22 protein-coding genes are annotated in these 24367 nt (G+C 72.1%); 11 read left to right on the plus strand and 11 right to left on the minus strand.

What is annotated here, in order from left to right:
* Nucleotides 1–407: 407 nt before the first annotated feature.
* Nucleotides 408–1658: an aspartate aminotransferase type Ic gene (locus tag IMZ35_RS27655; protein WP_199444140.1), complete on the minus strand. Its 1251-nt coding sequence runs from the start codon at nucleotides 1656–1658 to the stop codon at nucleotides 408–410.
* Nucleotides 1659–1752: 94 nt separating this feature from the next.
* Here IMZ35_RS27655 and IMZ35_RS27660 point away from each other — a divergent pair, with 94 nt between their 5' ends.
* The 4 genes from IMZ35_RS27660 to IMZ35_RS27675 all read left to right on the plus strand — a co-directional run bounded on the left by IMZ35_RS27660 (nucleotide 1753) and on the right by IMZ35_RS27675 (nucleotide 5630).
* Nucleotides 1753–2868 (plus strand): lycopene cyclase family protein, encoded by a 1116-nt coding sequence (locus IMZ35_RS27660; RefSeq protein WP_199444141.1) that lies wholly within the window; start codon nucleotides 1753–1755, stop codon nucleotides 2866–2868.
* 100 nt (nucleotides 2869–2968) lie between these two features.
* The gene (locus tag IMZ35_RS27665) at nucleotides 2969–4111 is read left to right on the plus strand and encodes a carboxylate-amine ligase (RefSeq protein ID WP_307868903.1); all 1143 of its coding nucleotides are present in this window, start codon (nucleotides 2969–2971) and stop codon (nucleotides 4109–4111) included.
* A gap of 182 nt (nucleotides 4112–4293) precedes the next feature.
* A complete protein-coding gene (locus IMZ35_RS27670; RefSeq protein WP_199444142.1) occupies nucleotides 4294–4920 on the plus strand; it encodes a hypothetical protein in 627 nt (208 codons plus the stop codon).
* Between the two features lie 5 nt (nucleotides 4921–4925).
* Nucleotides 4926–5630 carry a Tse2 family ADP-ribosyltransferase toxin gene (locus tag IMZ35_RS27675; protein ID WP_438816909.1) on the plus strand — a complete coding sequence of 235 codons (705 nt, stop codon included), beginning with the start codon at nucleotides 4926–4928 and terminating at the stop codon, nucleotides 5628–5630.
* A gap of 68 nt (nucleotides 5631–5698) precedes the next feature.
* Here IMZ35_RS27675 and IMZ35_RS27680 read toward each other — a convergent pair whose 3' ends face one another.
* From IMZ35_RS27680 to IMZ35_RS27715, 8 genes are read right to left on the minus strand one after another with little or no spacing between them, the layout of a single operon-like run.
* Nucleotides 5699–6085 carry a metal-sulfur cluster assembly factor gene (locus IMZ35_RS27680; RefSeq protein ID WP_199444144.1) on the minus strand — a complete coding sequence of 129 codons (387 nt, stop codon included), beginning with the start codon at nucleotides 6083–6085 and terminating at the stop codon, nucleotides 5699–5701.
* Nucleotides 6082–6528 (minus strand): Fe-S cluster assembly sulfur transfer protein SufU, encoded by a 447-nt coding sequence (sufU, locus tag IMZ35_RS27685; protein WP_199444145.1) that lies wholly within the window; start codon nucleotides 6526–6528, stop codon nucleotides 6082–6084. The genes IMZ35_RS27680 and sufU overlap by 4 nt, the downstream gene beginning before the upstream one ends.
* A gap of 3 nt (nucleotides 6529–6531) precedes the next feature.
* Nucleotides 6532–7812 carry a cysteine desulfurase gene (locus tag IMZ35_RS27690; RefSeq protein WP_199444146.1) on the minus strand — a complete coding sequence of 427 codons (1281 nt, stop codon included), beginning with the start codon at nucleotides 7810–7812 and terminating at the stop codon, nucleotides 6532–6534.
* Nucleotides 7813–7867: 55 nt separating this feature from the next.
* Nucleotides 7868–8641, minus strand: coding sequence for a Fe-S cluster assembly ATPase SufC (gene sufC, locus IMZ35_RS27695; RefSeq protein ID WP_199444147.1), 774 nt, complete (start codon nucleotides 8639–8641; stop codon nucleotides 7868–7870).
* A gap of 31 nt (nucleotides 8642–8672) precedes the next feature.
* Nucleotides 8673–8993: a non-heme iron oxygenase ferredoxin subunit gene (locus IMZ35_RS27700; RefSeq protein WP_229373498.1), complete on the minus strand. Its 321-nt coding sequence runs from the start codon at nucleotides 8991–8993 to the stop codon at nucleotides 8673–8675.
* Nucleotides 8994–8995: 2 nt separating this feature from the next.
* The gene (gene sufD / locus IMZ35_RS27705) at nucleotides 8996–10180 is read right to left on the minus strand and encodes a Fe-S cluster assembly protein SufD (RefSeq protein WP_199444149.1); all 1185 of its coding nucleotides are present in this window, start codon (nucleotides 10178–10180) and stop codon (nucleotides 8996–8998) included.
* 1 nt (nucleotide 10181) lies between these two features.
* Complete coding sequence (gene sufB, locus IMZ35_RS27710; RefSeq protein WP_199444150.1) at nucleotides 10182–11639, minus strand: Fe-S cluster assembly protein SufB; 1458 nt, start codon at nucleotides 11637–11639, stop codon at nucleotides 10182–10184.
* Nucleotides 11636–12421, minus strand: a complete 786-nt coding sequence (locus IMZ35_RS27715; RefSeq protein ID WP_438816907.1) for a helix-turn-helix transcriptional regulator — start codon at nucleotides 12419–12421, stop codon at nucleotides 11636–11638. The genes sufB and IMZ35_RS27715 overlap by 4 nt, the downstream gene beginning before the upstream one ends.
* Nucleotides 12422–12536: 115 nt before the next feature.
* Between IMZ35_RS27715 and mptB the strand changes: the two genes are divergently transcribed.
* The 5 genes from mptB to IMZ35_RS27740 all read left to right on the plus strand — a co-directional run bounded on the left by mptB (nucleotide 12537) and on the right by IMZ35_RS27740 (nucleotide 19469).
* Nucleotides 12537–14162, plus strand: a complete 1626-nt coding sequence (gene mptB / locus IMZ35_RS27720) for a polyprenol phosphomannose-dependent alpha 1,6 mannosyltransferase MptB (RefSeq protein WP_307868906.1) — start codon at nucleotides 12537–12539, stop codon at nucleotides 14160–14162.
* A 106-nt stretch (nucleotides 14163–14268) separates the two neighbouring features.
* Nucleotides 14269–15180 carry a DUF5753 domain-containing protein gene (locus tag IMZ35_RS27725; protein WP_199444152.1) on the plus strand — a complete coding sequence of 304 codons (912 nt, stop codon included), beginning with the start codon at nucleotides 14269–14271 and terminating at the stop codon, nucleotides 15178–15180.
* Nucleotides 15137–15376 carry a DUF397 domain-containing protein gene (locus IMZ35_RS32005; RefSeq protein ID WP_199444153.1) on the plus strand — a complete coding sequence of 80 codons (240 nt, stop codon included), beginning with the start codon at nucleotides 15137–15139 and terminating at the stop codon, nucleotides 15374–15376. Before IMZ35_RS27725 ends, IMZ35_RS32005 begins: the two co-directional genes overlap by 44 nt.
* Nucleotides 15373–15609, plus strand: coding sequence for a DUF397 domain-containing protein (locus IMZ35_RS32010; RefSeq protein WP_199444154.1), 237 nt, complete (start codon nucleotides 15373–15375; stop codon nucleotides 15607–15609). Before IMZ35_RS32005 ends, IMZ35_RS32010 begins: the two co-directional genes overlap by 4 nt.
* Before the next feature lie 53 nt (nucleotides 15610–15662).
* On the plus strand, nucleotides 15663–19469 hold the full coding sequence (locus IMZ35_RS27740) for a patatin-like protein (RefSeq protein WP_199444155.1): 3807 nt from the start codon (nucleotides 15663–15665) through the stop codon (nucleotides 19467–19469).
* 43 nt (nucleotides 19470–19512) lie between these two features.
* Here the strand turns inward: IMZ35_RS27740 and IMZ35_RS27745 are convergent, their stop codons facing one another.
* Nucleotides 19513–21603, minus strand: coding sequence for a glycosyltransferase (locus IMZ35_RS27745; protein ID WP_199444156.1), 2091 nt, complete (start codon nucleotides 21601–21603; stop codon nucleotides 19513–19515).
* The gene (locus IMZ35_RS27750; RefSeq protein WP_229373499.1) at nucleotides 21600–22502 is read right to left on the minus strand and encodes a DUF998 domain-containing protein; all 903 of its coding nucleotides are present in this window, start codon (nucleotides 22500–22502) and stop codon (nucleotides 21600–21602) included. The genes IMZ35_RS27745 and IMZ35_RS27750 overlap by 4 nt, the downstream gene beginning before the upstream one ends.
* Before the next feature lie 117 nt (nucleotides 22503–22619).
* Here IMZ35_RS27750 and IMZ35_RS27755 point away from each other — a divergent pair, with 117 nt between their 5' ends.
* Both IMZ35_RS27755 and IMZ35_RS27760 read left to right on the plus strand, forming a co-directional pair.
* Complete coding sequence (locus IMZ35_RS27755; RefSeq protein ID WP_199444157.1) at nucleotides 22620–23555, plus strand: ABC transporter ATP-binding protein; 936 nt, start codon at nucleotides 22620–22622, stop codon at nucleotides 23553–23555.
* Nucleotides 23552–24355: an ABC transporter permease gene (locus IMZ35_RS27760; RefSeq protein WP_199444158.1), complete on the plus strand. Its 804-nt coding sequence runs from the start codon at nucleotides 23552–23554 to the stop codon at nucleotides 24353–24355. Before IMZ35_RS27755 ends, IMZ35_RS27760 begins: the two co-directional genes overlap by 4 nt.
* Nucleotides 24356–24367 lie beyond the last annotated feature (12 nt).

Here is a 24367-nt window from a genome sequence, read left to right on the forward strand (position 1 = left end):
GAGGTTTCATACAATTTACTGGCTATTCGGCACGCTGTTGAGTTCTCAAAGAACACGCGCACACCATCATCAACCGCAGCGAAACCGCGGGCAAATCCGGGGCTGTGTCGTACGTGAAGCATCTGATCTAACAGGTCATCCACTCTACCATCCGAGATGGGAGCTTGGTTCGTGACCCCCGCCACGCTCGTTCCGTGTCGCCTTCCGGCTCTCCGGCCCGTTCCGCGCTGGCAGAGAGAAAGTTACACGGCGACCAACGGGGAAGCAAATCGGGGGGTGCGTTCACTCGCCTCGCCCCGTTTCCGCTGGTCATCGTCCCGCGAACAGGTCACCGGACCGGCACGGGCGGGCCGTTCGGACGCACGGTGTGACCGGGACCACCCCGAACGAGTGCGGCGACGCAGGCGCTAGCCCTTCGCCGCCTTCTCGGCGGCCGCGAGCAGCACGCACACCGCGAGTCCGCGGGTCGCCCGCTCGACCTCCCCGATGGCCGGGAACGTCGGCGCGAGCCTGATGTTGCGGTCCCTCGGGTCGTCTCCGTGCGGGAACGTGGCGCCGGCGGGCGTCAGCGCGATGCCCGCCAGGGCGGCCAGCTCCACGACGCGGCGGGCACAGCCGTCCGGCACGTCGAGGCTGATGAAGTAGCCGCCGGTGGGCGCGGTCCAGGTGGCCACGTCCTTCCCGCCGAGCGTCTCCTCCAGCACCGAGAGCACGAGGTCGAACTTCGGCCGGATCACGTCGCGGTGGCGGCGCATGTGCGCGCGCACGCTGTCGGCGTCGGGGAGGAAGCGCAGGTGGCGCAGCTGGTTGAGCTTGTCCGGGCCGATGGTCCGCTTCTGCAGGAACGCCTGGAACCAGGCCACGTTCGCCGGGGACGCGCCGAAGAACGACACCCCGCCACCGGCGACGGTGATCTTCGAGGTCGAGCCGTACACGAGGGGGCGGTCCGGGTGGCCCGCCTCCGCGGCGAGGGTGAGCACGTCGGCGACGCGCACCTCGTCGTCGCCGAGGTGGTGGATCGCGTAGGCGTTGTCCCAGAAGAGGCGGAAGTCGGGTGCCGCGGTGGGCATGGAGGCCAGCTCGCGGACCGTCTCGTCGGAGTAGGTGGTGCCGGTGGGGTTGCTGTACGTCGGCACGCACCACATGCCCCTGATCGCCGGGTCGGCGGCGACGAGCGACTTCACCACGTCGAGGTCGGGGCCGTCGTCGGTCAGCGGCACGGGCACCATCTCGATGCCGTAGCGCTCGCAGATGCCGAAGTGCCGGTCGTAGCCGGGCACCGGGCAGAGGAACTTGACGACCGGCTCGTCCACCCAGCGCGGGCCGTCGGTGGTGCCCGTGAGCAGTGCGTTGACGATGCTGTCGTGCATCAGCTCCAGGCTGGAGTTGCCCATCGCGAGCAGTTGCGCGGCCGGGACGCCGAGCAGTTCGCTCCACACCGCGCGCAGCTCGGGCAGACCGACGAGACCGCCGTAGTTGCGGGCGTCGGTGCCGTCGGCGGCACGGAAGTCCTCCGACTGCGCGACGTCCAGCAGCGGCTTGGACAGGTCCAGCTGGGCGGACGAGGGCTTGCCGCGGGTCAGGTCGAGGGACAGCCCCTCGGCGACGAGTGCGGCGTGGTCCTCGCGGAGCTGATCCAGCTGGTTGGTGGCGTTCATCGGCCTGCGCTCTCCCTGTTCGACTGGGCTGTGAGCCTACGACCACGTCCTGCCTCGTCGTGCGGCCCGTCGGCCGTCCCATAGCGTGGCACCGGTGGACGTGATCGTGGTGGGCGGCGGGCCGGCGGGTCGTGCCCTGGTGAGGGCCTGCGCGGACGCGGGGCTGAGCACGACGCTGGTCGACCCGCACCCGGACCGGCGGTGGACCGCGACCTACGGGGCGTGGGCGGACGAGCTGCCCGCCGGTACGCCGGTGCTGGCGACGGCGACGGACGTGCGGGCCGTGGCGCTGCGGGAGCACCGGATCGACCGGCACTACGCGGTGCTGGACAACCTGCGGCTGCACGAGCTGCCGGGGTCGGTGACGGTGGTCGCGGGCAAGGCGGTGCGCACCGCGCACGGTCCGCACGGCAGCACCGTGGCGCTGGCGGACGGCACGCGGCTGGCCGCGTCGGTGGTGGTGAACGCCGGTGGCGCTCCCCCGCGGCGGCGCTGCGCCGAGCAGACGGCGTTCGGCACGGTGGTCAGCGCGGAGGACGCGCGGGCGGTGGTGGGTCCGGGCGAGGCGGTGCTGATGGACTGGCGGCAGCCACCGCACGCCGAGCAGCGGTGGCCGACGTTCCTCTACGCGATCCCGCTGGGCGACGACCGCGTGCTGCTGGAGGAGACCTCGCTGGCCAGGCGTCCCGGACTGCCGCTGCGGGAGTTGCAGCTGCGTCTGCGCTCCAGGCTGGCGGCTCTCGGCGTGCGTCCGACGTCGGCGCACGAGCTGGTGCGCTTCCCGGTGGACGTGCCGCGACCGCGCTCGGTGGCGTTCGGCGCGGCGGCGGCGCTGGTGCACCCGGCCACCGGGTACAGCGTGGCGACGTCGCTGCGGCTCGCGCCCGAGGTGGCGGCGGCGGTCGTCGACGCGCTGCCGCGCGGCGGGGAGGCGGTGCGCGCCGCGATCCGCGACGTGGTCTGGTCGCCGTCGGCGAAGCTGGTGCACCTGTGCCGCAGGCGTGGCCTGGAGGCGCTGCTCGCGTTCCCGCCGGAGCGGGTGCCGGAGTTCTTCGACTCGTTCTTCCGGATGCCGGCGCACCTGCAACGGGCGTACCTGTCGGGACGGGACGACGTGACCGGGGTGTACGCGGCGATGGGGGCGCTGTTCCTCGACTCGTCGTGGGGGATGCGCAGGCGTCTGGTGCTGCCCGTGCCGTCGCCGCGGTGAATGACGCCATCCGCGCGTCCGAATCAACCCTGTTGCCGCCTGTGTCCCGCTGTCATCACTCATAGCATTTGCACAGTCACCGGGTGCAGTGGGAGGCGGAGTGGGTGAGGCCCAGCTCAGCGGAGACCACCTCGCTCGGGTGCGGCGTGCCGGCTCGCGGGAGCTGCTGTCGGTCGGGGTGGAGGAGGAGTTCGTCCTGGTCGACGCGCGCACCGGGAGGGTCGCCACCCGTGCCGCGGAGGTGCTGGCGGACGCGGGTGAGCGCGACAGCGACCTCCAGGCGGAGATCGTGCGCTACCAGGTGGAGTCGGCGACCGGGGTGTGCCGCACGGCGGTGGAGGTGCGGGACCAGCTCGCGCGGGCCCGCACGGACCTGATCGACCTCGCGGCGCGGCACGGCGCGCGGCTCGTCGCGACCGGGACGCCGGTGCTGGGCGACTCGCTGCCGGTGCCGCTGACGCGTCGGCCGCGCTACCACCGGATGTCCGAGGAGTACGGCGCGCTGACGGACGACCTGGCGATCTGCGGCTGTCACGTCCACGTCGGGCTGCCGGACGACGAGGCGAAGGTCCTGGTGAGCAACCACCTGCGGCCGTGGTTGCCGACGCTGCTCGCGCTGAGCGCGAACTCCCCCTACTGGGACGAGCGGGACACCGGGTACGCGAGCTGGCGGTACGTGGTGTGGGGGCGGTGGCCGTCGGCGGGTCCGCCGCCGTGGCTGAGCTCCCCCGCCGAGTACCGCGCGCTGCGGGACGTGATCGTCGCGAGCGGGGCGGCGCTGGACCCGGCGATGCTGTACTGGGACGTGCGGCTGTCCGCGGCGCACCCGACGCTGGAGCTGCGGGTGTGCGACGTGGCGGCGACGGTCGACGAGGCCGCGCTGATCGCCGCCGTGGTGCGTGCCCTCGCCGCGACCGCCCTGACCTCGCCGCTGCCGGCGCCCGCCGTGCCGCAGCACCTGCTGAAGGTGGCGCTGTGGCGCGCGGCGCGCGACGGCCTGGAGGGGCTGGGCGTGGACCCGCTGTCGGGTGCGCTGGTGCCAGCCGCCGACCTGGTGGCGTCGCTGCTGACCGCGGTGCGGCCGGCGCTGGAGGCCGCGGGCGAGCACGAGCTGGTGAGCGACGGAGTGGACCGGCTGCTGCTGGACGGGTCGGGGGCGGCGCGGCAGCGCAGGGCGTTCTCCCGGCGCGGGCGGCTGGAGGACGTCGTGGGGATGCTGGTGGCGCAGACGAACCCGCTCTGATCCGGTACCGCGCCGTCGCGGAGAAGAACGCGCTGGGCGAATCAACCGGATCGACCAAGCCTCTCCGCGACGAGCACACCATTTAGCTAAAGATCGTCGCGGCCCGTGATTTCATCACACGATCGAGGGTTGTCTGCCCTCATGCGGATGCATCTTGTGACGCTGTTTTTCATCCCGCAACCTTGTCCGGTGTCGAGAATCTTCTCGACCTCGGCGAGGTGTTCGACGTGGAGGAAGAAATGGCGCAAGGTGTGAAGACCGTGGTCAAGATCCTGGCTCCGATCGCGCTGGAGGCTCTCGCGAAAGCCGCGGAAGCGCTGCTGGCCGGAGCGGTGTACCGGGAGCGCGCGACGAGGGTCCTGAGCGCGGCGGACGACGATCCCGGCGCGGTGATCAGCACAGACACCTGGACCTACTGCGAGACGAACTTCGCCACGCAGTACGGCTACTACTACGAGGGACTGCGTTCTCAGCCGACGACCGGTGACCTCCCGGTGGCCGCGGCCGAGGACATCATCGTGTGGGACAAGACCAACGGGATCTCCGACATCACGACGTACCTCCAGACGGTGTTCAAGGACTCCCTGGGACCGCAGGATTCCATCGAACTGTCCCAGAACCTCGGCACGCTGTTCGCCGACCGGTTCAAGGAGGAATCGCTGGACTGGACTCCCTTCAGCAAGCGGTACAACTTCCACGACGGATTGATCGTCGACTGCTACATGGTCACCGCGTCGGCGCACGACGTGCACGACGAACCGGCGGGAATCGCCAGCTACTGCTTCGTCGCCTACAACCACAAGGCGTGACGACCATGACCCTCCTCTACCGCGGAATCTTGCCCAACGCCGCCGGAGACGGTCCTCTCACCGGGGACGACAGCGGCGACAAGCTCGGTGTGCGCGACGCCGACGTGACCACCTACGACGAGCAGGGCGCGCCGTGGGTGAGCCCGACGAACGCGGGCAAGCCGCAGGGGATGTCGGTCTCCCCGGACAGCGGCTGCAACCTGCCGCGGTGGCGGAGACCCGCGGGCCAGCCGTGGAACGGGACGAACAAGAAGGTGCTGGTCTGGCAGCTGGACTCGGACGACCTCGTCCCGGCTCAGTTGTCCTACGTCGCCGACCCGGGCAACACCGGGCACGGGTTCATCTCCCCCGGTGTGGCGATGTCCCTGTCGGACTACCGTGATCTGGTGCACGCCACGGCGGCGTTGTGGACCACGGTCGACGCACCGCCGCAACCGTGTCCGTCGACGGGAGGCACCGTGAGCGCGAACGACGAGAGGGCGGCCCGGATCGACGCCGTGGCCGCTGGTGCCGCGGTGGACCGCCTGGTCGAGGAGCTGCTGGCGGCCAACGCCGCCGGTCTGAGCGGGGACGCCGTCGTCGCCGAGCTGGAGGCGGGCGTCGACCGGGCGGAGGACGCCGGTCAGGAGGACGGCGCGGAGGTGCTGCGCACGCTGCTCGACCGCGTCACCGGCTTCTGCGGCCCGCACGCGCGCATCGACCTGGAGTGAGCGGGGCCGGACGCGCGGGAGCCCGCGACACCGGTGGTGTCGCGGGCTCCCGAAGGCTCATCTCGCGGTCAGACGGTGAAGCCCAGCGCTCGGAGCTGCTCCCGGCCGTCGTCGGTGATCTTCTCGGGGCCCCACGGCGGCATCCACACCCAGTTGATGCGGAAGTCGTCCACCAGGCCCCCGCCGGGACCGCCGACGAGCGCGGCGCGCGTCTGGTCCTCGATGACGTCGGTCAGCGGGCACGCCGCCGAGGTCAGGGTCATGTCGATGAGCGCGGTGTTCTTCTCGTCCACGCGGATGTCGTACACGAGCCCCAGGTCGACGACGTTGATGCCCAGCTCGGGGTCGACCACGTCGCGCATGGCCTCCTCGAGGTCGTCGAGCGAGGCCACCTCGGCCTTGGGCGCGGGGGGCTCGGGCAGGCCCTCCACGCCTCGGATCACGTCCTCGGTCATGCCGTCTTCGCTCCCTCGGTCCGTGACACGGCGTCCTTGAACGCCATCCAGCCCAGCAGCGCGCACTTCACGCGCGCCGGGTACTTCGACACGCCCGCGAAGGCGATGCCGTCCTCCAGGACGTCCTCGTCCGGCTCGACGGTGCCGCGGCTCTGCATGAGCGCCACGAACGCGTCGAGCTTCTCCATCGCCTCGCCCACCGGCTTGCCGACGACGAGGTCGGTGAGCACGGACGTGGACGCCTGGCTGATGGAGCAGCCCTGGCCGTCGTAGGAGACGTCGGTGACGGTGTCGCCGTCGACCTTGACCCGCAACGTCACCTCGTCACCGCAGGTCGGGTTGACCTGGAACGACTCGGCGTCGAACGGGTCGCGCAGACCGCGGCCGTGCGGGTTCTTGTAGTGGTCCAGGATGATCTCCTGGTACATCTGCTGAAGCTGCATCGCTCATCCCACCCCGAAGAACCGCTGCGCCTCGCGGACACCGTCCAGCAGCGCGGCGACCTCGTCGAGATCGTTGTAGAGGTAGAAGCTCGCCCGCACGCTGGCGGGGACGCCGAGCCTGCGGTGCAGCGGCCACGCGCAGTGGTGGCCGACGCGGACGGCGATGCCGAGGCTGTCGAGCACCTGACCGGAGTCGTGCGGGTGCACGCCGTCGATGACGAACGACACCGCGCCGCCGCGGTCCACGACCTCGGTGGGGCCGACGATCCGCACGCCGGGGATCTCCGCCAGGCCGCGCAGGGCGGCCTCGGTGAGCACGTGCTCGTGCGCGGCGATGCGCTCGACGCCGATCGCGTTCAGGTAGTCCACGGCCGCGCCCAGGCCGACGGCCTGCGACGTCATCGGGACACCGGCCTCGAAGCGCATCGGCGGCGGTGCGAACGTCGAGGACGCCATGTGCACCATCTCGATCATCGAGCCGCCGGTGAGGAACGGCGGCAGCGCCTCCAGCAGCTCGCGGCGGCCGTAGAGGACGCCGATGCCCGACGGGGCGAGCATCTTGTGGCCGCTGAACACGGCGAAGTCCACGCCGAGGGCGTGCAGGTCGACCGGCGCGTGCGGGACCGACTGGCACGCGTCCAGCAGCGTCAGCGCGCCGACCTTCCTGGCGGCCTCGACGAGCACGCTCACCGGGTTGACCGTGCCGAGCACGTTCGACTGGTGGGTGAACGCCACGACCCGCGTGCGCTCGGTGATCAGCTCGTCGACGTTCGACAGGTCGAGCCTGCCGTCGTCGGTGACGCCGAACCAGCGCAGCGTGGCGCCCGTGCGCAGGCACAGCTGCTGCCACGGGACGAGGTTCGCGTGGTGCTCCATCTCGGTGACGACGATCTCGTCACCGGGGCCGAGCACGAACCGCGCGGCCTCGGGGCCGGCCGTCGCCGAGTTGCCCATCGCGTAGGCGACGAGGTTGACGCCCTCGGTGGCGTTCTTGGTGAACACCAGCTCGTCGGCGGACGCGCCGACGAAGTCGGCGATGCGGGACCGCGCGCCCTCGTAGGCGTCGGTCGCCTCCTCGGCGAGCTGGTGGGCCCCCCGGTGGACGGCCGCGTTCGCGGTCTCCAGGAACAGCCGCTCGGCGTCCAGCACCTGCCTCGGGCGTTGCGAGGTGGCGCCGGAGTCGAGGTAGACCAGCCGCTTGCCGTCGCGCACCGTGCGCCCCAGGATCGGGAAGTCCGCACGGAGCGCGGCGACGTCCAGCGGCGCAGCAGTCGTGGTCGTCACTGCTCGACGCCCCCTCTCAACAGTTCTGCTCAGTTCGGGTCCACCAGGTGCAACGTCAGCCGATGCTGGCGACTTCCTGCTTCCCGGTGTACTTCACGTAACCCTCGTTCTCCAGCACGTCGGCCAGCTCGGGGCCGCCGGACTCGACGACGCGACCGGCCGAGAACACGTGCACGAAGTCGGGCTTGATGTACTTGAGGATGCGCGTGTAGTGCGTGATCAGCATGACGCCGACCTCGCTCGACTCCTTGTAGCGGTTGACGCCCTCGGAGACCACGCGCAGCGCGTCGACGTCCAGACCGGAGTCGGTCTCGTCGAGGATCGCGATCTTCGGCGCCAGCAGCGACAGCTGGAGGATCTCGTGGCGCTTCTTCTCACCGCCGGAGAAGCCCTCGTTGACGCTGCGCTCGGCGAAGGCCGGGTCGATGTCCAGGTCGGACATCGCGCCCTTGACCTCCTTGACCCAGTGGCGCAGGTTCGGGGCCTCGCCGCGGACCGCGGTGGCGGCGGTGCGCAGGAAGTTCGACATGGAGACACCGGGGACCTCGACCGGGTACTGCATGGCGAGGAAGAGACCGGCGCGAGCGCGCTCGTCCACGCTCATCTCCAGGACGTCCTCGCCGTCCAGCGTCACCGAACCGGAGGTCACGTGGTACTTCGGGTGACCGGCGACGGCGTAGGACAGCGTGGACTTGCCGGAGCCGTTGGGGCCCATGATGGCGTGCGTCTCGCCCGACCGGATGGTCAGGTCGACGCCCTTGAGGATTTCCTTGGGACCGTCCTCGGTGGTGACCGAGACGTGCAGGTCCTTGATTTCCAGCGTGGCCATGACTGCTTGGTTCTCCTGTGGTGACGGCAGGTCAGTTGGTGGTGACGGCGACGTCGACGAAGACGTCACCGTCGCGCAGTTCGACGGCGAACACGTCGACCGGCTCGGTGGCCGGTGGCGACGACGGGGCTCCCGTGCGCAGGTCGAAGCAGGAACCGTGCAACCAGCACTCGATCCCCCGCTTCGACACGTCTCCCTCGCTGAGGGAGATCTCGGCGTGCGAGCACACGTCGCGCAACGCGTGCACCTGCTCGCCGTCGCGGACGAGCACGACCGGCGTGTCCTCCTCGCCGAGCTCGACGGCCAGCGGCTTGCGGTCGTCGAGCTCGGTGAGGGAACACGCGCGGGCCATGCTCACGCCCCGACCGCCTGCAGCTCGGCCTCGATCGCGGCCTCCAGACGCTCGCGCACCTCGGGAACCGTGATCTTCAGCAGGATCTCGTGGAAGAAACCGCGCACGACCAGCCGTCGCGCCTGGTCCTGGGGGATGCCCCTGGCCTGGAGGTAGAACAGCTGCTCGTCGTCGAACCGGCCCGTGGCGCTGGCGTGGCCCGCGCCCTCGATCTCGCCGGTCTCGATCTCCAGGTTCGGCACCGAGTCGGCGCGGGCGCCGTCGGTGAGGACCAGGTTGCGGTTCAGCTCGAATGTCTCGGTGCCCTCGGCGGCCGCGCGGATCAGCACGTCGCCGATCCAGACGGTACGGGCGTCCTGGCCCTGCAGCGCGCCCTTGTAGACGACGTTGCTGCGGCAGTTCGCCACCGCGTGGTCGATGAAGGGGCGGTGCTCCAGGTGCTGACCGGCGTCGGCGAAGTACAGGCCGAGCAGCTCGGCGTCGCCGCCGCGACCGGCGTAGGTCACCGTGGGGGTGAGGCGCACGACGTCGCCGCCGAGCGTGATCACGGTGTGCCGCAGGGTCGCGTCGCGGCCCAGCTTCGCGTGGTGCGAGGACACGTGCACGGCGTCGTCGGCCCAGTCCTGGACCGCGATGACCGTGAGGTGCGCGCCGTCGCCGACGACCAGCTCGACGTTGTCGGCGTACGCGCCGGAGCCGCGGTGGTCGAGGACGACGACGCCCTCGGCGAACGGCTTCGCGTGCACCTGGACGTGGCCGTAGGCGACCTTCCCGGCGCCGGCGCCGGTGACGGTGACGACGGTGGGGTCGACCTTCGCGTCGCCGGGCAGCGTCACGAGGGTGGCGTCGGTGAAGGAGCTCCACGCCTGGGCGGCGACGCGGTCACCGGGGGTGCCCGCCACGCCGAGGCGCTCGTCCCCGCGCCGCACGGTCTCGACCACGACGTTCTCCGGCGCGGTGACCTCGACGGTGGCGGTGCCCGTGGCCCCGGCACCGGAGTGCAGGCCCGCGAGCCGCTTCAGGGGGGTGAAGCGCCAGATCTCCTCGCGGCCGCCGGGCACCTCGAAGGCGTCGACGTCGAAGGAGGCGAAGTGGTCCGCCCGCGACGACACCGGGACGACCGCCCCGGCGCCGTGCGAGTGGTCGGACAGGCCGTGCTGGCCGTGCTTGTCAGTTGACACGCTCATGTCAGCCGACGGCCCCTTCCATCTGCAGCTCGATCAGGCGGTTCAGCTCGAGGGCGTACTCCATGGGGAGCTCGCGCGCGATGGGCTCGACGAACCCGCGCACGATCATCGCCATGGCCTCGTCCTCGTTGAGGCCGCGGGACATCAGGTAGAACAGCTGGTCCTCGGAGATCTTCGAGACCGTGGCCTCGTGCCCCATCGACACGTCGTCCTCGCGGACGTCGACGTAGGGGTAGGTGTCCGACCGGCTGATCGTGTCGACCAGCAGCGCGTCGCACTTCACCGTGGACTTCGAGTGGTGCGCGCGCTTGTTGACCTGGACCAGGCCGCGGTAGGACGTGCGGCCACCGCCGCGGGCCACCGACTTCGACACGATGGTCGAGGAGGTGTGCGGCGCCATGTGGACCATCTTCGCGCCCGCGTCCTGGTGCTGGCCCTCGCCCGCGAACGCGATCGAGAGGACCTCGCCCTTGGCGTGCTCGCCCATGAGGAACACGGCCGGGTACTTCATCGTCACCTTGGAGCCGATGTTGCCGTCGACCCACTCCATGGTCGCGCCCTCTTCGGCCTTGGCGCGCTTGGTGACCAGGTTGTAGACGTTGTTCGACCAGTTCTGGATCGTCGTGTAGCGGCAGCGGCCGCCCTTCTTCACGACGATCTCCACGACGGCCGAGTGCAGCGAGTCCGAGGAGTAGATCGGCGCCGTGCAGCCCTCGACGTAGTGCACGTAGGCACCCTCGTCGACGATGATCAGCGTGCGCTCGAACTGGCCCATGTTCTCGGTGTTGATCCGGAAGTAGGCCTGGAGCGGGATCTCCACGTGCACGCCCTTGGGCACGTAGATGAACGAGCCGCCGGACCACACCGCCGAGTTCAGGGCGGAGAACTTGTTGTCACCCGAGGGGATGACGGAGCCGAAGTACTCCCGGAACAGCTCCGGGTGCTCCTTCAGGCCGGTGTCGGTGTCCATGAAGATGACACCCTGCGCCTCGAGCTCCTCGTTGATCTGGTGGTAGACCACCTCGGACTCGTACTGCGCGGCGACACCGGCGACGAGGCGCTGCTTCTCCGCCTCGGGGATGCCCAGCCGGTCGTAGGTGTTCTTGATCTCCTCGGGCAGTTCTTCCCAGGTCGTCGCCTGCTTCTCGGTCGACCGGACGAAGTACTTGATCGAGTCGAAGTCGATCCCGGTGAGGTCTGCGCCCCAGTTCGGCATCGGCTTGCGCTCGAAGAGCTTCAGGCCCTTGAGGCGGTGCTCCAGCATCCACTCGGGCTCGCTCTTCTTCGTCGAGATGTCCCGAACGACGTCCTCGTTCAGACCTCGGCGAGCGCTCGCACCGGCCACGTCGGAGTCGGACCAGCCGAACTCGTAGTTGCCGATGCTGGCCAGGGTCTCCTCCTGGCTGAGCGGCTCAGACTGCGCCGTGGTGGGCGTGCGCTGCTCGGCAGCGGCAGTCATGCGGGCTCCCCTCCATCTGGGGTCTGGTGACCGGTGGCGCCGTCGTGCTCGGCGGCTCCACCGGCGGTGATCCGTGCGGTGTTCGGGATGTGCGTCGTGCACGCGGCGTCGCCGCGCGCGATGGTCGCCAAGCGCTGCACGTGCGTGCCGAGCAGGTCGGCGAAGATCGCCGTCTCGGCCTCGCACAGCTGCGGGAACTCGGCTGCCACGTGTGCGACCGGGCAGTGGTGCTGGCAGAGCTGCTCCCCGGCCCCGACGTGACGCGCCGACGCAGCGTAACCCTCCCTGGTCAGCGCGCTGGCGAGGGCCTTGGCCCCGTCGACGGGACCGGGCTGGGACACGATCGACGCCCGGTGCCGGTCGACGAGTGCGAGCACCCGCCTCTCGGCGAAGGCTCGTACCGCCTCTTCCCCGCCCTGTTCGGCGAGGAACCGGAGCGCGGCGACCGCGAGGTCGTCGTAGGCGTGCCCGAAGCGGGCCCGTCCCGACTCGGTGAGCAGGAACAGCTTCGCCGGACGTCCGCGGCCGCGCTGGCCGCTCCGGGGGGCGTTCCTGCTCGTGGCCTCGCCGTCCGCCACCAGCGCGTCGATGTGCCGGCGGACGGCGGTGGGACTGATCCCGAGCGCCTCCGCGACCTCGACGGCCGTGACGGGTCCCCGTTCCAGCAGCAGACGGGCGACGCCGTGCCGGGTCCGTCCGTCCGCGTGCAGCGTCACCGCGGCCGGGCCCGTGGGCTCGTCCGGGGTGTGCGCGTGCGGCGCGGCGGTCCCGACGTTTTTCACAACACCAGTGTTGCTTATTTGCTCTCGGGTGGCAAAGACGCGTGCCTCACGGGTGACGTGGCTCACCCGCGACGTGCCGCCGGGGGGTGCGGGCGTCGATCGCTACGCTGCGCACGTGGAGGCGGGCGGAGTGGGAGACGGTGATCCGGGAGACGGTGGCCTGAGGACGGCGGACCGCGACGGGGCGGGCGAGGCCGGACCGCTCAACGGCTCCGAGCGGCGCCAGCTCGACGTGGTGCGCCGCTGGGGCACGATGGGCGCGCTGCTGCTCGCCGTCGGGTCGCTGGGCGCCGGCGCCGCCCCCGTGTTCAGCCCGCTGCCCGGCACGCCGGTGCTCGGCCTGTTCGCGCGGATGCCGAGCGTGGCGATGGGCATCGCCTGGAGCGGCATCTTCATGATCGTCTCGGCCTGGCTGTGGCTCGGCCGGTTCACCCGTCCGGGACGGCCGCGGCTCGCGTCGCGCAGCCAGATGGACCGCACGCTGCTCATGTGGATCACCCCGCTGGTGTTCGTCCTGCCGATGTTCAGCCGGGACGTCTACAGCTACCTCGCCCAGAGCGAGATCGCCGCGCGCGGGCAGGACCCCTACGAGCTGGGCCCGGCGAACGCGCTGGGGGTGGACCACCCGCTCACCACGAACGTGCCCAACATCTGGCGCGAGACCCCGGCCCCCTACGGCCCGCTGTTCCTCGCCGCCGGCCGGATCATCGCGACGGTCTCGGGCAACCACGTCCTCACCGGCGTGTTCCTGCACCGGCTGCTGGCGCTGATCGGCCTGGCGCTGATCGTGTGGGCGCTGCCCAGGCTCGCGCGGCGCTTCGGCGTGCCGCCGGTGGGCGCGCTGTGGCTCGGCGCGGCGAACCCGCTGGTGCTGTTCCACGTGGTCATCGGCGTGCACAACGACGGCCTCGCGATCGGCCTGATGCTCGTCGGGATCGAGCTGGCGCTGCGCAGGGTGCCGGTGGTGAGGCGGGGCTCGGTCCCGCCGCCGCTGAGCCGCGACGAGATCGTGTGGATCGCCGTCGGCACGGCGGTGATCACGCTCGGCGCGGCGGTGAAGATCCCCGCCGCGCTCGCGCTCGGCTTCCTCGGCGTGATCGTCGCGCGACGGCTCGGCGGCGGCTTCGGGCACCTGGTGAAGGTCGCCCTGGTGATGCTGGTCGTGTCCGGCACGGTGCTGGTGGTCACCTGCGTCGGCACCGGCCTGGGCTTCGGCTGGACGTCGACGCTCAACACCGCCAGCACCGTCAAGAGCTGGATGTCGCCACCGACCGCGCTGGGCTTCCTCGCCGGTGGCACCGGCATCATGCTCGGCCTGGGCAACCACACCGAGTCCACCATCGCGATCACCCGCATCATCGGGCAGGGCGTGAGCGTGGTCCTCGTGGCGACGCTGCTGTGGAAGGCGTTCCGCGGCCGCATCAAGGCGCTGAACGGCCTCGGCGCGGGCATCGGCGCGGTGCTCGTCCTCGGTCCGGTGCTGCAACCCTGGTACGTGCTGTGGGCGGCGCTGCCGCTCGCGACCGCCGTGGTCGCCAAGCGCTTCCGCACCTTCGCCGCGGCGACCAGCGCCGTCATCGCCGTCATCCTGCCGCCCACCGGGTCGGCGTTCGACGGTCGCGCCTACACCGTGCCGCAGGCCGTGACGGGCGCGGTCGTGGCGTTCGCCGTGTGCCTGTTCCTCGCGCGCAAACCGCTCCAGCCGCTGTGGCGGCCGGACGTGCTCCCGCCTCAGCGCTGACACCTCTCGTACCGCTGGCCAAAGGTTGCGCCGAGGTGATCCTTTGCGGTGGAACAGCGGGCCAGAACCGTGGTGGACGGGCGGTGGGCCGCTAGCTTCGACCGGCATGAGGGAGCCGAAACGGCGCGTCACCACCGTGCAGAGCCGCGAGCTGGGCGAGGAGCTGCGCCGTGCCCGCGAACGCGCGCGGGTGGGCGGGAGCGCGGTGTGCGAGGAGCTGGAGTGGTCGCCCGCGAAGCTCTCCAAGCTCGAAGGCGGCTGGCGCGGCACCAGCGACGTCGAACTCGCCGTGCTGCTCGGAAGGCTGGGCTCCGACAAGGCCACGCGGGACCGCGTCCTGCGGCTGGCCCGCGAGCACGACACGGGGTACCTCGTCCGGCCGCACTTCGGGAAGCTGGCGGACTCGCTGCTGTGCCTGATCATCCACGAACGCGCGGCGCGGGCGATCAGCAGCTACGAGCCGATGATCGTTCCCGGACTGCTCCAGACCGAGGACTACGCCGCCGCGATGATCGGCAAGTTCGGCGAGGCCACTCAGGAGAACGTCGATCTCAAGGTCCGCGCCCGGATCGACCGACAGGAGATCCTGGCGAGCGAACGATCTCCCGTCACGGAGTTCTTCATCCACGAGACAGCGCTGCGCACCGCCGTCGGTGGAGCGAAGGTGATGCACGACCAGATGATGCGGCTCGCCTTCATGTGCGACTGGAGGCTGCTCACACCCCGCGTCATCCCGATGGCGGCAGGCAACCACCCCTACCTCATGCACTCCTCGGTGCTGATGGAGTTCGACTCGGTCAAGCCGGTCGCGTACTCCGAGACCGACACCGCGACGGTCTTTCTGGAGGACGACCACGCGGTCGACTTCTACCAGCGCAAGCAGTCGGTGCTGGCCGATCTGGCGTTGGACGCGGGACGATCGAGGTCGGTGTTCGCCCACTGGGCGGACGTCTACGACCGGCGAGGGGATTCCGATGACCAGGACGTGGCGCACCAGCAGCTACAGCGGGGGTGGTGACCAGAACTGCGTCGAGGTGGCGTTCGGGGGGCACGTCGGCGTGCGGGACTCCAAGAACCCCGTGCCCGAACTCGCCTTCACGCTCGAAGCTTGGCGTGGGTTCCTCCGCTGCTCACCGCGCGTGCCGCTGGTGGTGTCTGATCATCTACGCGCGACCACCGGCGAACCCGCAGGACCGGCGAGAGGACTCCGATGACCAGGGCGTGGCGCACCAGCAGCTACAGCGGGACCGGCCAGGAGAACTGCGTCGAGGTGGCGTTCGGGGGTGACGTCGGCGTGCGGGACTCCAAGAACCCCGTGGCCGACCTCGCCTTCTCCGCCGAGGCTTGGCTCGGGTTCCTGAACGCTCAACTCGGGGTGCCCGAACGCTCCACTCGGGGTGCCCGAACGCTCAACTCGCGTAACTGCGCGTGGGGGTCTCGCGACTGAACGGTACGGGCTGGGAGGATCGGGGCGTTCCGGGCGGGCCACGGGAGGTCGGGATGACGGAGGACGCGGCGTCCGCGGTGCCGGTGGAGGAGATCCGGTTCGCGGTGGTCCTCAACGGCGGGGTGAGTCTCGCCGTGTGGATGGGCGGCGTGGTGCTGGAGCTGGACCGGCTCACCCGCGCCGGATCGGACTACGAGCGGCTGCTGGCGATGGTGGGGTGCAGCGCCCGCGCGGACGTCATCACGGGCACCTCGGCGGGCGGGATCAACGGGGCCGCGCTCGCGCTGTCGCAGGTGAACCGCAGAGCCGATCTGTCGCGGCTGCGCGACCTGTGGGCCGAGCAGGGCAGGATGGAGCAGCTCCTGCGCACGCCGTTCCAGGGGCAGCCGGTGTCGCTGCTCAAGGGCGACGAGTTCTTCCTGCCCCGCCTCCAGGAGGCGCTGGAGCGGCTCACCACCGACTTCGAGCCGACGCTGCCGCACGAGCGGCCGATCGACCTGCGCATCACCACGACCCTGCTGTCCGGCGTGTCGGAGACGACCCACGACGACCTGGGCCAGGCGCTGGTGCAGTCCGCGCACCAGGGCAGCTTCTCCTTCCGCCGCGACGCCTACGACTGGTCCGCGCCGCCGAACGCCGACACCCGCGACGACTTCCGCCCCGAGACGCTCCCGCTGCGGGTGCGGCAGCTCGCGCTGGCCGCGCGCTCGTCGGCGTCGTTCCCGTTCGCGTTCGAGCCGTCGTTCGTGCCGGTGAACGGCCCGGCCGTCGCCGACCGGCCGGACATGGGCGACGTCGCGTCGTGGGCCGCCGAGGACGGCTCGGACCGCTCGCGGTTCGCGGTGGACGGCGGCGTGCTGGTCAACACCCCCACGCGGGAAGCGCTGGAGGCCGTGGACCGGATGCCCGCCGACGGGCCGGTGCGGCGGGTGATGCTGCTGGTGTTCCCGCACGCGCAGCGGGACGGCGCGCACGATCCGGCGCACCGGCACGACGACATGCCCAGCACGCTCGGCGCGGGCGGTGACCTGCTGGGCGCGCTGACGAGCCAGAGCAGCCGGACCTACGTGGAGCGGGTCGAGGAGCACAACCGGGTCGCGGCGGCGCGGCGCAGCGACCGCAACGCGCTGCTGGAGCGCCTCGCGCTGAAGGCGGGCACCGGGCACGAGCGGCCGATCACCGTGACGCGGGAGCTCTACACGCTGGCGCACACGCTCCACGACCACTACGAGGACGTGCGCATCCGGCAGGCGGCCCGCGACCTGACGATGCGGCAGTTCGACTCGGAGCGCGCCCGGCCGCAGGGGGCGAGCACCGCGGTGTGGTCGTTCGAGCGGGTGCGGGCGGCGGCCGAGGCGGCGCAGCGGGCCTGGTTGAAGGACCACGGCGTGCTGCCCTACGTTCCGGCGTCTCCGCCGCCGACCGCGTTCGGCGAGGGCTGGCCGTGGGGCGTGCTGATGGCCGAGCGGCTCGCCTCCGCGGTGCTGGACGTGCTCAAGCGCCTGGTGTGGGTGGTGCCCGACGGCGGCGGCGGTCCCGAGGGGCGGATCGCGGTGCTGCGCACCGAGCTGCACCGGGCGCGGGCCGAGCTGAAGAGGTTGCGCGAGAACCTCGAACACCTGTGGACGGCCGTCGAGCCGGGGGCGATGGACCAGGCGTACTGGACGCGGCGGCTCGCCGCCTACGCCGAGAACGTGATCGGTCCGGGCGACAACACCACCGGGCGGCAGGTGCGGCAGCAGGTCGACGAGGTGGCGCGCGTCTTGGCCGAGGCGCGGACGATCCTCGTCGGCCTGACCGACGACGAGCGGCTGAAACTGGGCGGGCTGCACTGCTGGAAGGTGCTGCTGAAGGAGGACCGGGTCGACGGGGAGACCGGCACCGACGGCGAGGTGTGGCTGTCGCGGGTGCTGGCGCTGGAGATCGCCGCGACGTGCCTGGCCGACGACTCGCACGACGGCTCCGACCAGCCGGTGGAGCTGGTGCAGGTCAGCCTCCAGACGCGCAACGCGTTCGCCGTGCACAGCCTGACCGCCGACGACAAGGCGGGCGGTGCGGCGCTGAGCCGGTTCTCCGGTTTCCTGAAGCGCTCCTGGCGCGTCAACGACTGGATCTGGGGTCGCCTGGACGGCGCGACGATGCTGTGCCGGGTGCTGTTCGACCCGCGGCGGTTGCGGCGGGTGGACCTCATGGCCGGTACCGGCGGCACCGCGCGGGAGAGGGCGTGCGCGCAGGTCGCCGCGCTGGTCGACGCGCTGTTCGGCGGTGTGGTGCCGGAGATCGCCGACCTGGTGGCCGCCGCGGAGGACGAGCTGACCTCGGTGCACGAGCGCGAGCCCGGCGCGACGGACCTGCCGCCCTCGCTGCGGGCGCTGTCCGACCTGGCCGCGTGGGGCCTGCACCTGCGGATCGCCGTCGAGGAGCTGCCGCGGCTGCGGCAGGCGATCCTCGCCGACCGCGTCGACGGCGCCGACCCGCGCTCGCGCGGTGAGCTGTTCCTCCAGGAGCACGAGCGGCTCCTGCACCGGCTGGAGTCCCCGCCGGACTTCGCGCGGGAGGGGCGTGCGGCCGCCGCGCTCGGCATGGACGCGCTGCGGGCGTTCGACCGCGCCGGGATCGGCCGGGAACCGCTGGGCCAGGAGGCGGGCAGCGATCAGCTGATCCGCACGGCGGCCACCGCGGCGGCGGTGGCCGTGACGGTCGCGGACAGCAGCCGCTCCGGTCTCGCGCCGTTGAAGCCGATCACCAGGGGCGTGCGCGGCGCGACCCTGCTGCCGTACTGGGTGATCACCGGGCTCACCAGGGGCGGCAAGCTCGCGCAGTTCCTCGGCCTGGGCGGGCTGGCCGCCGGTGGCGCTCTGCTGGTGGCGGCGGTGTTCGGGCTGCTGCCGAACTGGGCCACCGCTCCGGCGGCGTCGCTGGGCAGCGCCGCGCTGCTCGCCGCGTTCGGCTACGCGGCACTGCGCTCGGGCACGCTGCTGCACGGACTGGTGCTGCTGGCGCCGGTGATCCCGCTGGCGGTGCTGGCCTTCGACCGGGTGCGGACGGCGGCGGGCGACTCGTCGACGAGCGATCAGGTGATCACCGGCGCGGTCACCGTCGGCGGGGTGCTGTCCGTGGTGGCCGCGCTGCTGGTCATCGGCAGCCTGCCGTCCCCGGTGCGCACGCCGCTGGCCGTGCTGGCGGACCTGCGGTTGCGGCGGCGGCTGTTCGCCCGGTTGCGCCGCCGGTCCACGTGGGTGGCGGTGGTGGTGCTGGCCGTGCTCGCCGGTGCGGTGTGGGCGGTGCTGGCGCTGCGCCTGCACGACGTGCGGTGGCTGCGCGACGGCCTCGCGATCCTGGTGACGGTCGGCAGCGTGCTGTTCGGGTGGCGTGCCGCGCTGCGCGGCGGCCTGTCGTTGCAGCGCTGGCGGCGCGACGAGGACGGGTGGACGACCGAGCGGGCCGAGCCGCCGGAGGCCGCGACGGCGGGGTGGGCCGTGGTCTACGGCGTGGTGTTCCTGGTGATCGGCGCGGTGCTGGTGATCGTGCGCCCGGAGCAGGCGTGGGCGCTGACCGCGATGGGCACCGCGCTGGTGTTCGGTCTGGTGCTGCTGCTGGTGACGACCTGGCTGGTGCCCAGGCGCGGCCGGTCGCGGATCTCCGACGCGCTGGTGGAGCAGGCGATCTCGCCGGTCTACCCGGACCTCGCGCAGGTCGAGGTGGTGCTGCGGCAGCGGCTGGAGGGGCACGCGATGCTCTACCGCTACCTGGTGCGTCCGGTCGGCGACGACCGGACGCGTCCGCAGGACCTGGAGCTGAGCCGGGCCGGTCGGGTCGTCGCGAAGCGCATCCGGGAGAAGCTGACCGCGGGAGGGTGAGCCCACCCCCCGCGGTCCGCCGAGTTCCGGCCGTCGGCCGGGGTCAGGCGGCCAGCGCGGTCGCGGTGGTGCTGCGGCCGAGCGCGCCCGCGTAGAGCGACTCGAAGGTGTCCAGGGTCGCCGCGATGGTGTGACCGGCGATGATGTCGCTGCTCGCCGCGCCCATCCGCGCCCGCGCCGTCTCGTCCTGCGCCAGCGCCGACAGCCGCCGGGCGAGGGCGGTGACGTCACCGGGCGGGAACAGCCAGCCGTTGCGGCCCGGCTCGACCAGGTGCGGCAGGGCCATGGCGTCCGCCGCGATCACCGGCTTGCCCGCCGCCATCGCCTCCATCGTGGCCAGGCTCTGCAACTCCGCGACACCGGGCATGACGAACAGGTCGCACCGCGTGTAGGCGTCGAGCAGCTCCTCCTCGCCGACGAACCCGCGGAACCGCACGCGGTCGGCGACTCCCAGCTCGCGGGCCAGCAGTTCCCACTCGGCGCGGCACGACCCGTCGCCGACGATCTCCGCCCGCACGCCCCGCACCATCGCCAGCGCGCGCAGCAGCTCGTCGACGCGCTTCTCCTCGTCGAGCCGGCCCACGAACAGCGCCGTCGGCAGCGCCGGCGCCGAACCGCCCGAGCTGACGCGGTGCGTGCGGTAGCGGTCGACGTCGATGCCGCACGACACCGGCACCGCCGTGCCGGGGAACCCGCTGTCGTGCAGGAGCTGCACCGCCCGCGGCGTCGGCGCGGTCACCACCCGCGCCTGCCCGTAGACCCGGTTCAGGTCGCGCCACGCCAGCCGCGCGGCCGTGCTGCGCAACCACCGCGGCACGCGCACGTGCCCGAACAGGTTCTCCGGCATGAAGTGGTTGGTGGCCACGACGGGCACGCCGTCGGCGACCGCGTGCCGCAGCGCCACCCGGCCCACCAGGAAGTGCGCCTGCACGTGCACCAGGTCGGGACGCAGCTCGTCGAACAGCCGCCGCACCTCCGCGCTCGCCGTCCACGGTGGACAGATCCGGAACGTCGGGTGGAACGGCGTGCGGTAGGACCGCAGCCGGTGCACCGTCACCCCGTCCACGACGGTCGTCCGCTCCGCGCCGGGAGCCTGCGCGCAGACCACGTGCACGTCGTGCCCGCGCCCGGCGAGCCCGGCGGCGAGACGGTGCGCGAACCGCGCGGCGCCGTTGACGTCCGGGGGGAAGGTGTCGGCGGCGACGACGATCCGCAGGGCTCCGGTGGACGGGGTGGTGCGGTTCACGGGATTCTCCGATCCGGTGGTGAACGAACTGACGACGAGTGGTGCGAGCACCGCTGAACCGGTGGCCGCGACGACCGGGGTGGTGCCGTGCTGGCGGCGGGCCAGCGCGACGACGCCGGCGACGGCCGCGGCGGCGCAGGCGAGTTCGGCGGCGGCGGTCCACCCGCTGGTGCGCGAGGCCTCGCCGAGCAGCCCCGCCCCGATGCCGACCGCCACGAGCGGGTCGACGACCGTGAGGCAGGCGACGGCCAGGTGCGGCGGTCCGGCCGCGTAGGAGTGCTGGACGAACCAGCTCCCCACCGCCAGCGCGACCACGATCCCCGCCCCGGACAGCACGAGGTGCCACCCCGCGCGGCCCTGCTGGAAGTCCTGGGACACCGCGCGCATCAGCACCGAGACGTAGCCGTAGGCCACTCCCCCCGCCGCTGCGAACGCCAGCGCCCGCGTCCGCGCGCCGCGCGCCAGCGCGGCGAGCAGCCCGCACGCCGCGACGAGCCCGGCGACGATCAGCCCCGCCAGCAGCTCCGCGTCCGGCTCCACGGGCGTCGAGGTGGCGCTGCCCGCGGCGAACAGCACGAACCCGCCCACGCCCGCCGTGGTGACCACGACCGGCAGCAGGTCGCCGGAGCGCCCTCCCAGCAGCGCCGTCACCCCGATCGCCAGCACGCCCACCGGCTGCACGACGGTCAGCGGAGCCAGCCCCAGCGCCACCGCGTGCAGCCCGGACCCGACCACGAGCAGCACCACGCCGGCGAGCCAGCCGCGGTGGCGCAGCAGGACCCCGGGGCGGGGTGTGCCCGTCGAGCGCACCGCGTGGTGCTGCATCCGCGCGGCCAGCGCGAAGCACACCGCGCCCACCGCGGCCAGCGCGACGGCGACCCACGTCACGACGCGACCTCCGCCCGGTGCAGGTGCCGCGCCAGCACGAACAGCAGGACGTACAGGACCGCGAACAAAAGCCTTTCCGCGAATCCGAGCAGAACCGCTCCGCCGAACGGAAGAACGACCGACACGTGACTCAGCAGAAATGCCGCGCCGGTGACCGCGCTGGCGATCGACACGCGTCGCAGAGTGCGATCCGCGGCGAAGTGCCGCGACACCAGGAGACCGGCGGCGGGCAGGGCCGTGAACATGACCGCCCCCGCGTAGCGGTGCACCGCGCCCGACAGCGACGTCGGCGTGCCGGTCGGGTCCGTCGGGAAGATCGTCGCGACCACCAGGCCCGCCGACCACGCCCCCAGCAGCAGCGGCAGCGGGCCCCCGAACGCCGGTCCGGAGCGGCGCAGGCCGAGCAGCAGCAGCGCCGAACCGCCCGCGAGCGACAGCGCGGTGACGGCCAGCAGACCAGCCCCGCCCGCGACGAACACGTAGTCGCTGATGGTGCGGCTGACGGGATCGACCTCCCCCAGGGAGATCAGGTGCAGCAGGACGACGGGAACCAGCGACAGGACCAGGGCCGCGACGACGAACGGCGCGAGCACCGCCCGTCCCCCCAGCTCGCCCCCTCCAGCACGTGCGCTCGACCAACGCGGACTGATCAGCGACACCGGACCCCCCACGAGCGACAGCGGGGCGACGACCGGCAGGCCGACATCCCGCGCGACGAACTCCTGATCGCTGATGCTCCGACTGACGGGATCGATCTCCTCCGAGGAAAGCAGTCGGAGGTGAACCACCGGGAACAACAACGGGACCGGGCCAGCAACAACGGGCGGCACGAGGACTGCCCGGCCATTTCCCCCGATTTCGGTCACACAAAGATCGTCCCGCCGCGCGCGTGCGCCCAACAATCGGGAACTCCCCCCGGGCGACCCTGGTACTACCCCGAGACCGGTGGTGGGGCCACCCCCACCACCCGGCCCCCACCGCTCCTGGACGGCGAACACGGCCTAGGCTTTCCGGTCGTGAGCCCCAATCCCCCGAGTCCCGCCGTCGACGTGTCGGGACTGGTCAAGCGCTACGGCGCGACGGTGGCGGTGAACGGGCTCGACCTCGTGCAGCAGCGCGGCACCGTCCTCGCACTGCTCGGCCCCAACGGCGCGGGCAAGACCAGCACCGTGGAGATCTGCGAGGGCTTCCGCTCCGCCGACGCAGGAACGGTGCGCGTCCTCGGACTCGACCCCGCCACCGACGGCGACCGGCTCCGGCCCCGCGTCGGCGTCATGCCGCAGGGCGGCGGCGCCTACCCCGGTGTGCACGCCGCCGAGATGCTCGGCGTCGTCGCCTCCTGCGCCGCCGACCCGCACGACCCCGCGTGGCTGCTCGACGTCCTCGGCCTCACCTCCGCCGCCAGGACCCCCTACAAGCGGCTCTCCGGCGGCCAGCAGCAGCGGCTGTCGCTCGCCTGCGCCCTGGTCGGCCGCCCCGAACTCGTCTTCCTCGACGAACCCACCGCCGGGATGGACCCGCAGGCCCGCCGCCTCGTCTGGGACATCGTCCGCGCGCTGCGCGCCGACGGGGTGACCGTGCTGCTCACCACCCACCTCATGGACGAGGCCGAGGCGCTCGCCGACCACGTCGTCATCGTCGACGGGGGACGCGTCGTCGCCAGCGGCACCCCCCGCGAGCTGACCGCGGGCGACCCCGACGACCAGCAGCTCCGCTTCCGCGCCCGCCCCGGCCTGGACACCCGTCTGCTCACCTCGGCCCTGCCGGAGGGACTCGTCGTGCGGGAACCCTCCCCCGGCGGTTACCTGGTGCAGGGGCTCATCGACCCGCAGGTCGTGTCGACCGTGACGTCGTGGTGCGCCCAGCAGGGCGTGCTCGCGGAGGAGATGCAGGTGGCCAAGCGCAGCCTGGAAGACGTGTTCCTCGAACTCACGGGACGGGAACTGCGATGACGACGGGAGCCCCAGTGGCAGAGGCCGCCAGGTTCGCGCCGGGCACGTTCGCCCCCGCCCCCGGCCGGGGACGCCTCGGGCGGATGCTGCTCACCCAGGCCCGCACCGAGACCCTGCTGACCCTGCGCAACGGCGAGCAGCTCCTCGTGACGCTGATCATCCCGCTCGCGCTGCTCGTCGCGCTGTGCGTGATGCACGTCGTCCCGGTGCCCGAACCCCGCGCCGGATCGGCCACCGCCCGCGTCTTCGCGCTCGCCGTCCTCTCCTCGGCGTTCACCGGCCAGGCCATCGCCCTCGGCTTCGACCGGCGCTACGGCGTGCTCAAACGGCTCGCCGCGACCGCGCTCCCCCGCTGGCTCCTCGTCGCCGGACGGCTCACCGCCGCCCTCGCCGTCGTCGCCGTGCAGATCGTCGTCCTCTCCGTCGCCGCGATCCTCCTCGGCTGGGACGTGCCCCTCTCCGGCGTCCCGTGGACGCTGCTGCTCCTGCTGCTCGGCACCCTCAGCTTCGGCGCGCTCGGCGTCCTGCTCGGCGGGTCGCTGCGCGCGGAGATCGTGCTCGCCCTCGCCAACGTCGTCTGGTTCCTGCTGGTGATGATCGGCGGCGTCGCGCTCGGCGTGGACAGCCTGCCGTCGTGGCTCGCGACCGTCGTGAACCTGCTGCCCTCCGCCGCGCTCGCCGAGGGACTGCACTCCGCCGTGGTCGACGGCACAGCACCGGGCCCCGGCCCCGTGGTCGTGCTCCTCGTGTGGGGAGCGGCCGCAGCCGCCCTGGCCACGCGCACCACGCGCCTGTCCTGACCCGGCTCGCCC

It is taken from the genome of Umezawaea beigongshangensis, from assembly GCF_016464305.1.
In the GTDB taxonomy this organism is placed as follows: Bacteria; Actinomycetota; Actinomycetes; order Mycobacteriales; family Pseudonocardiaceae; genus Umezawaea_A; species Umezawaea_A beigongshangensis.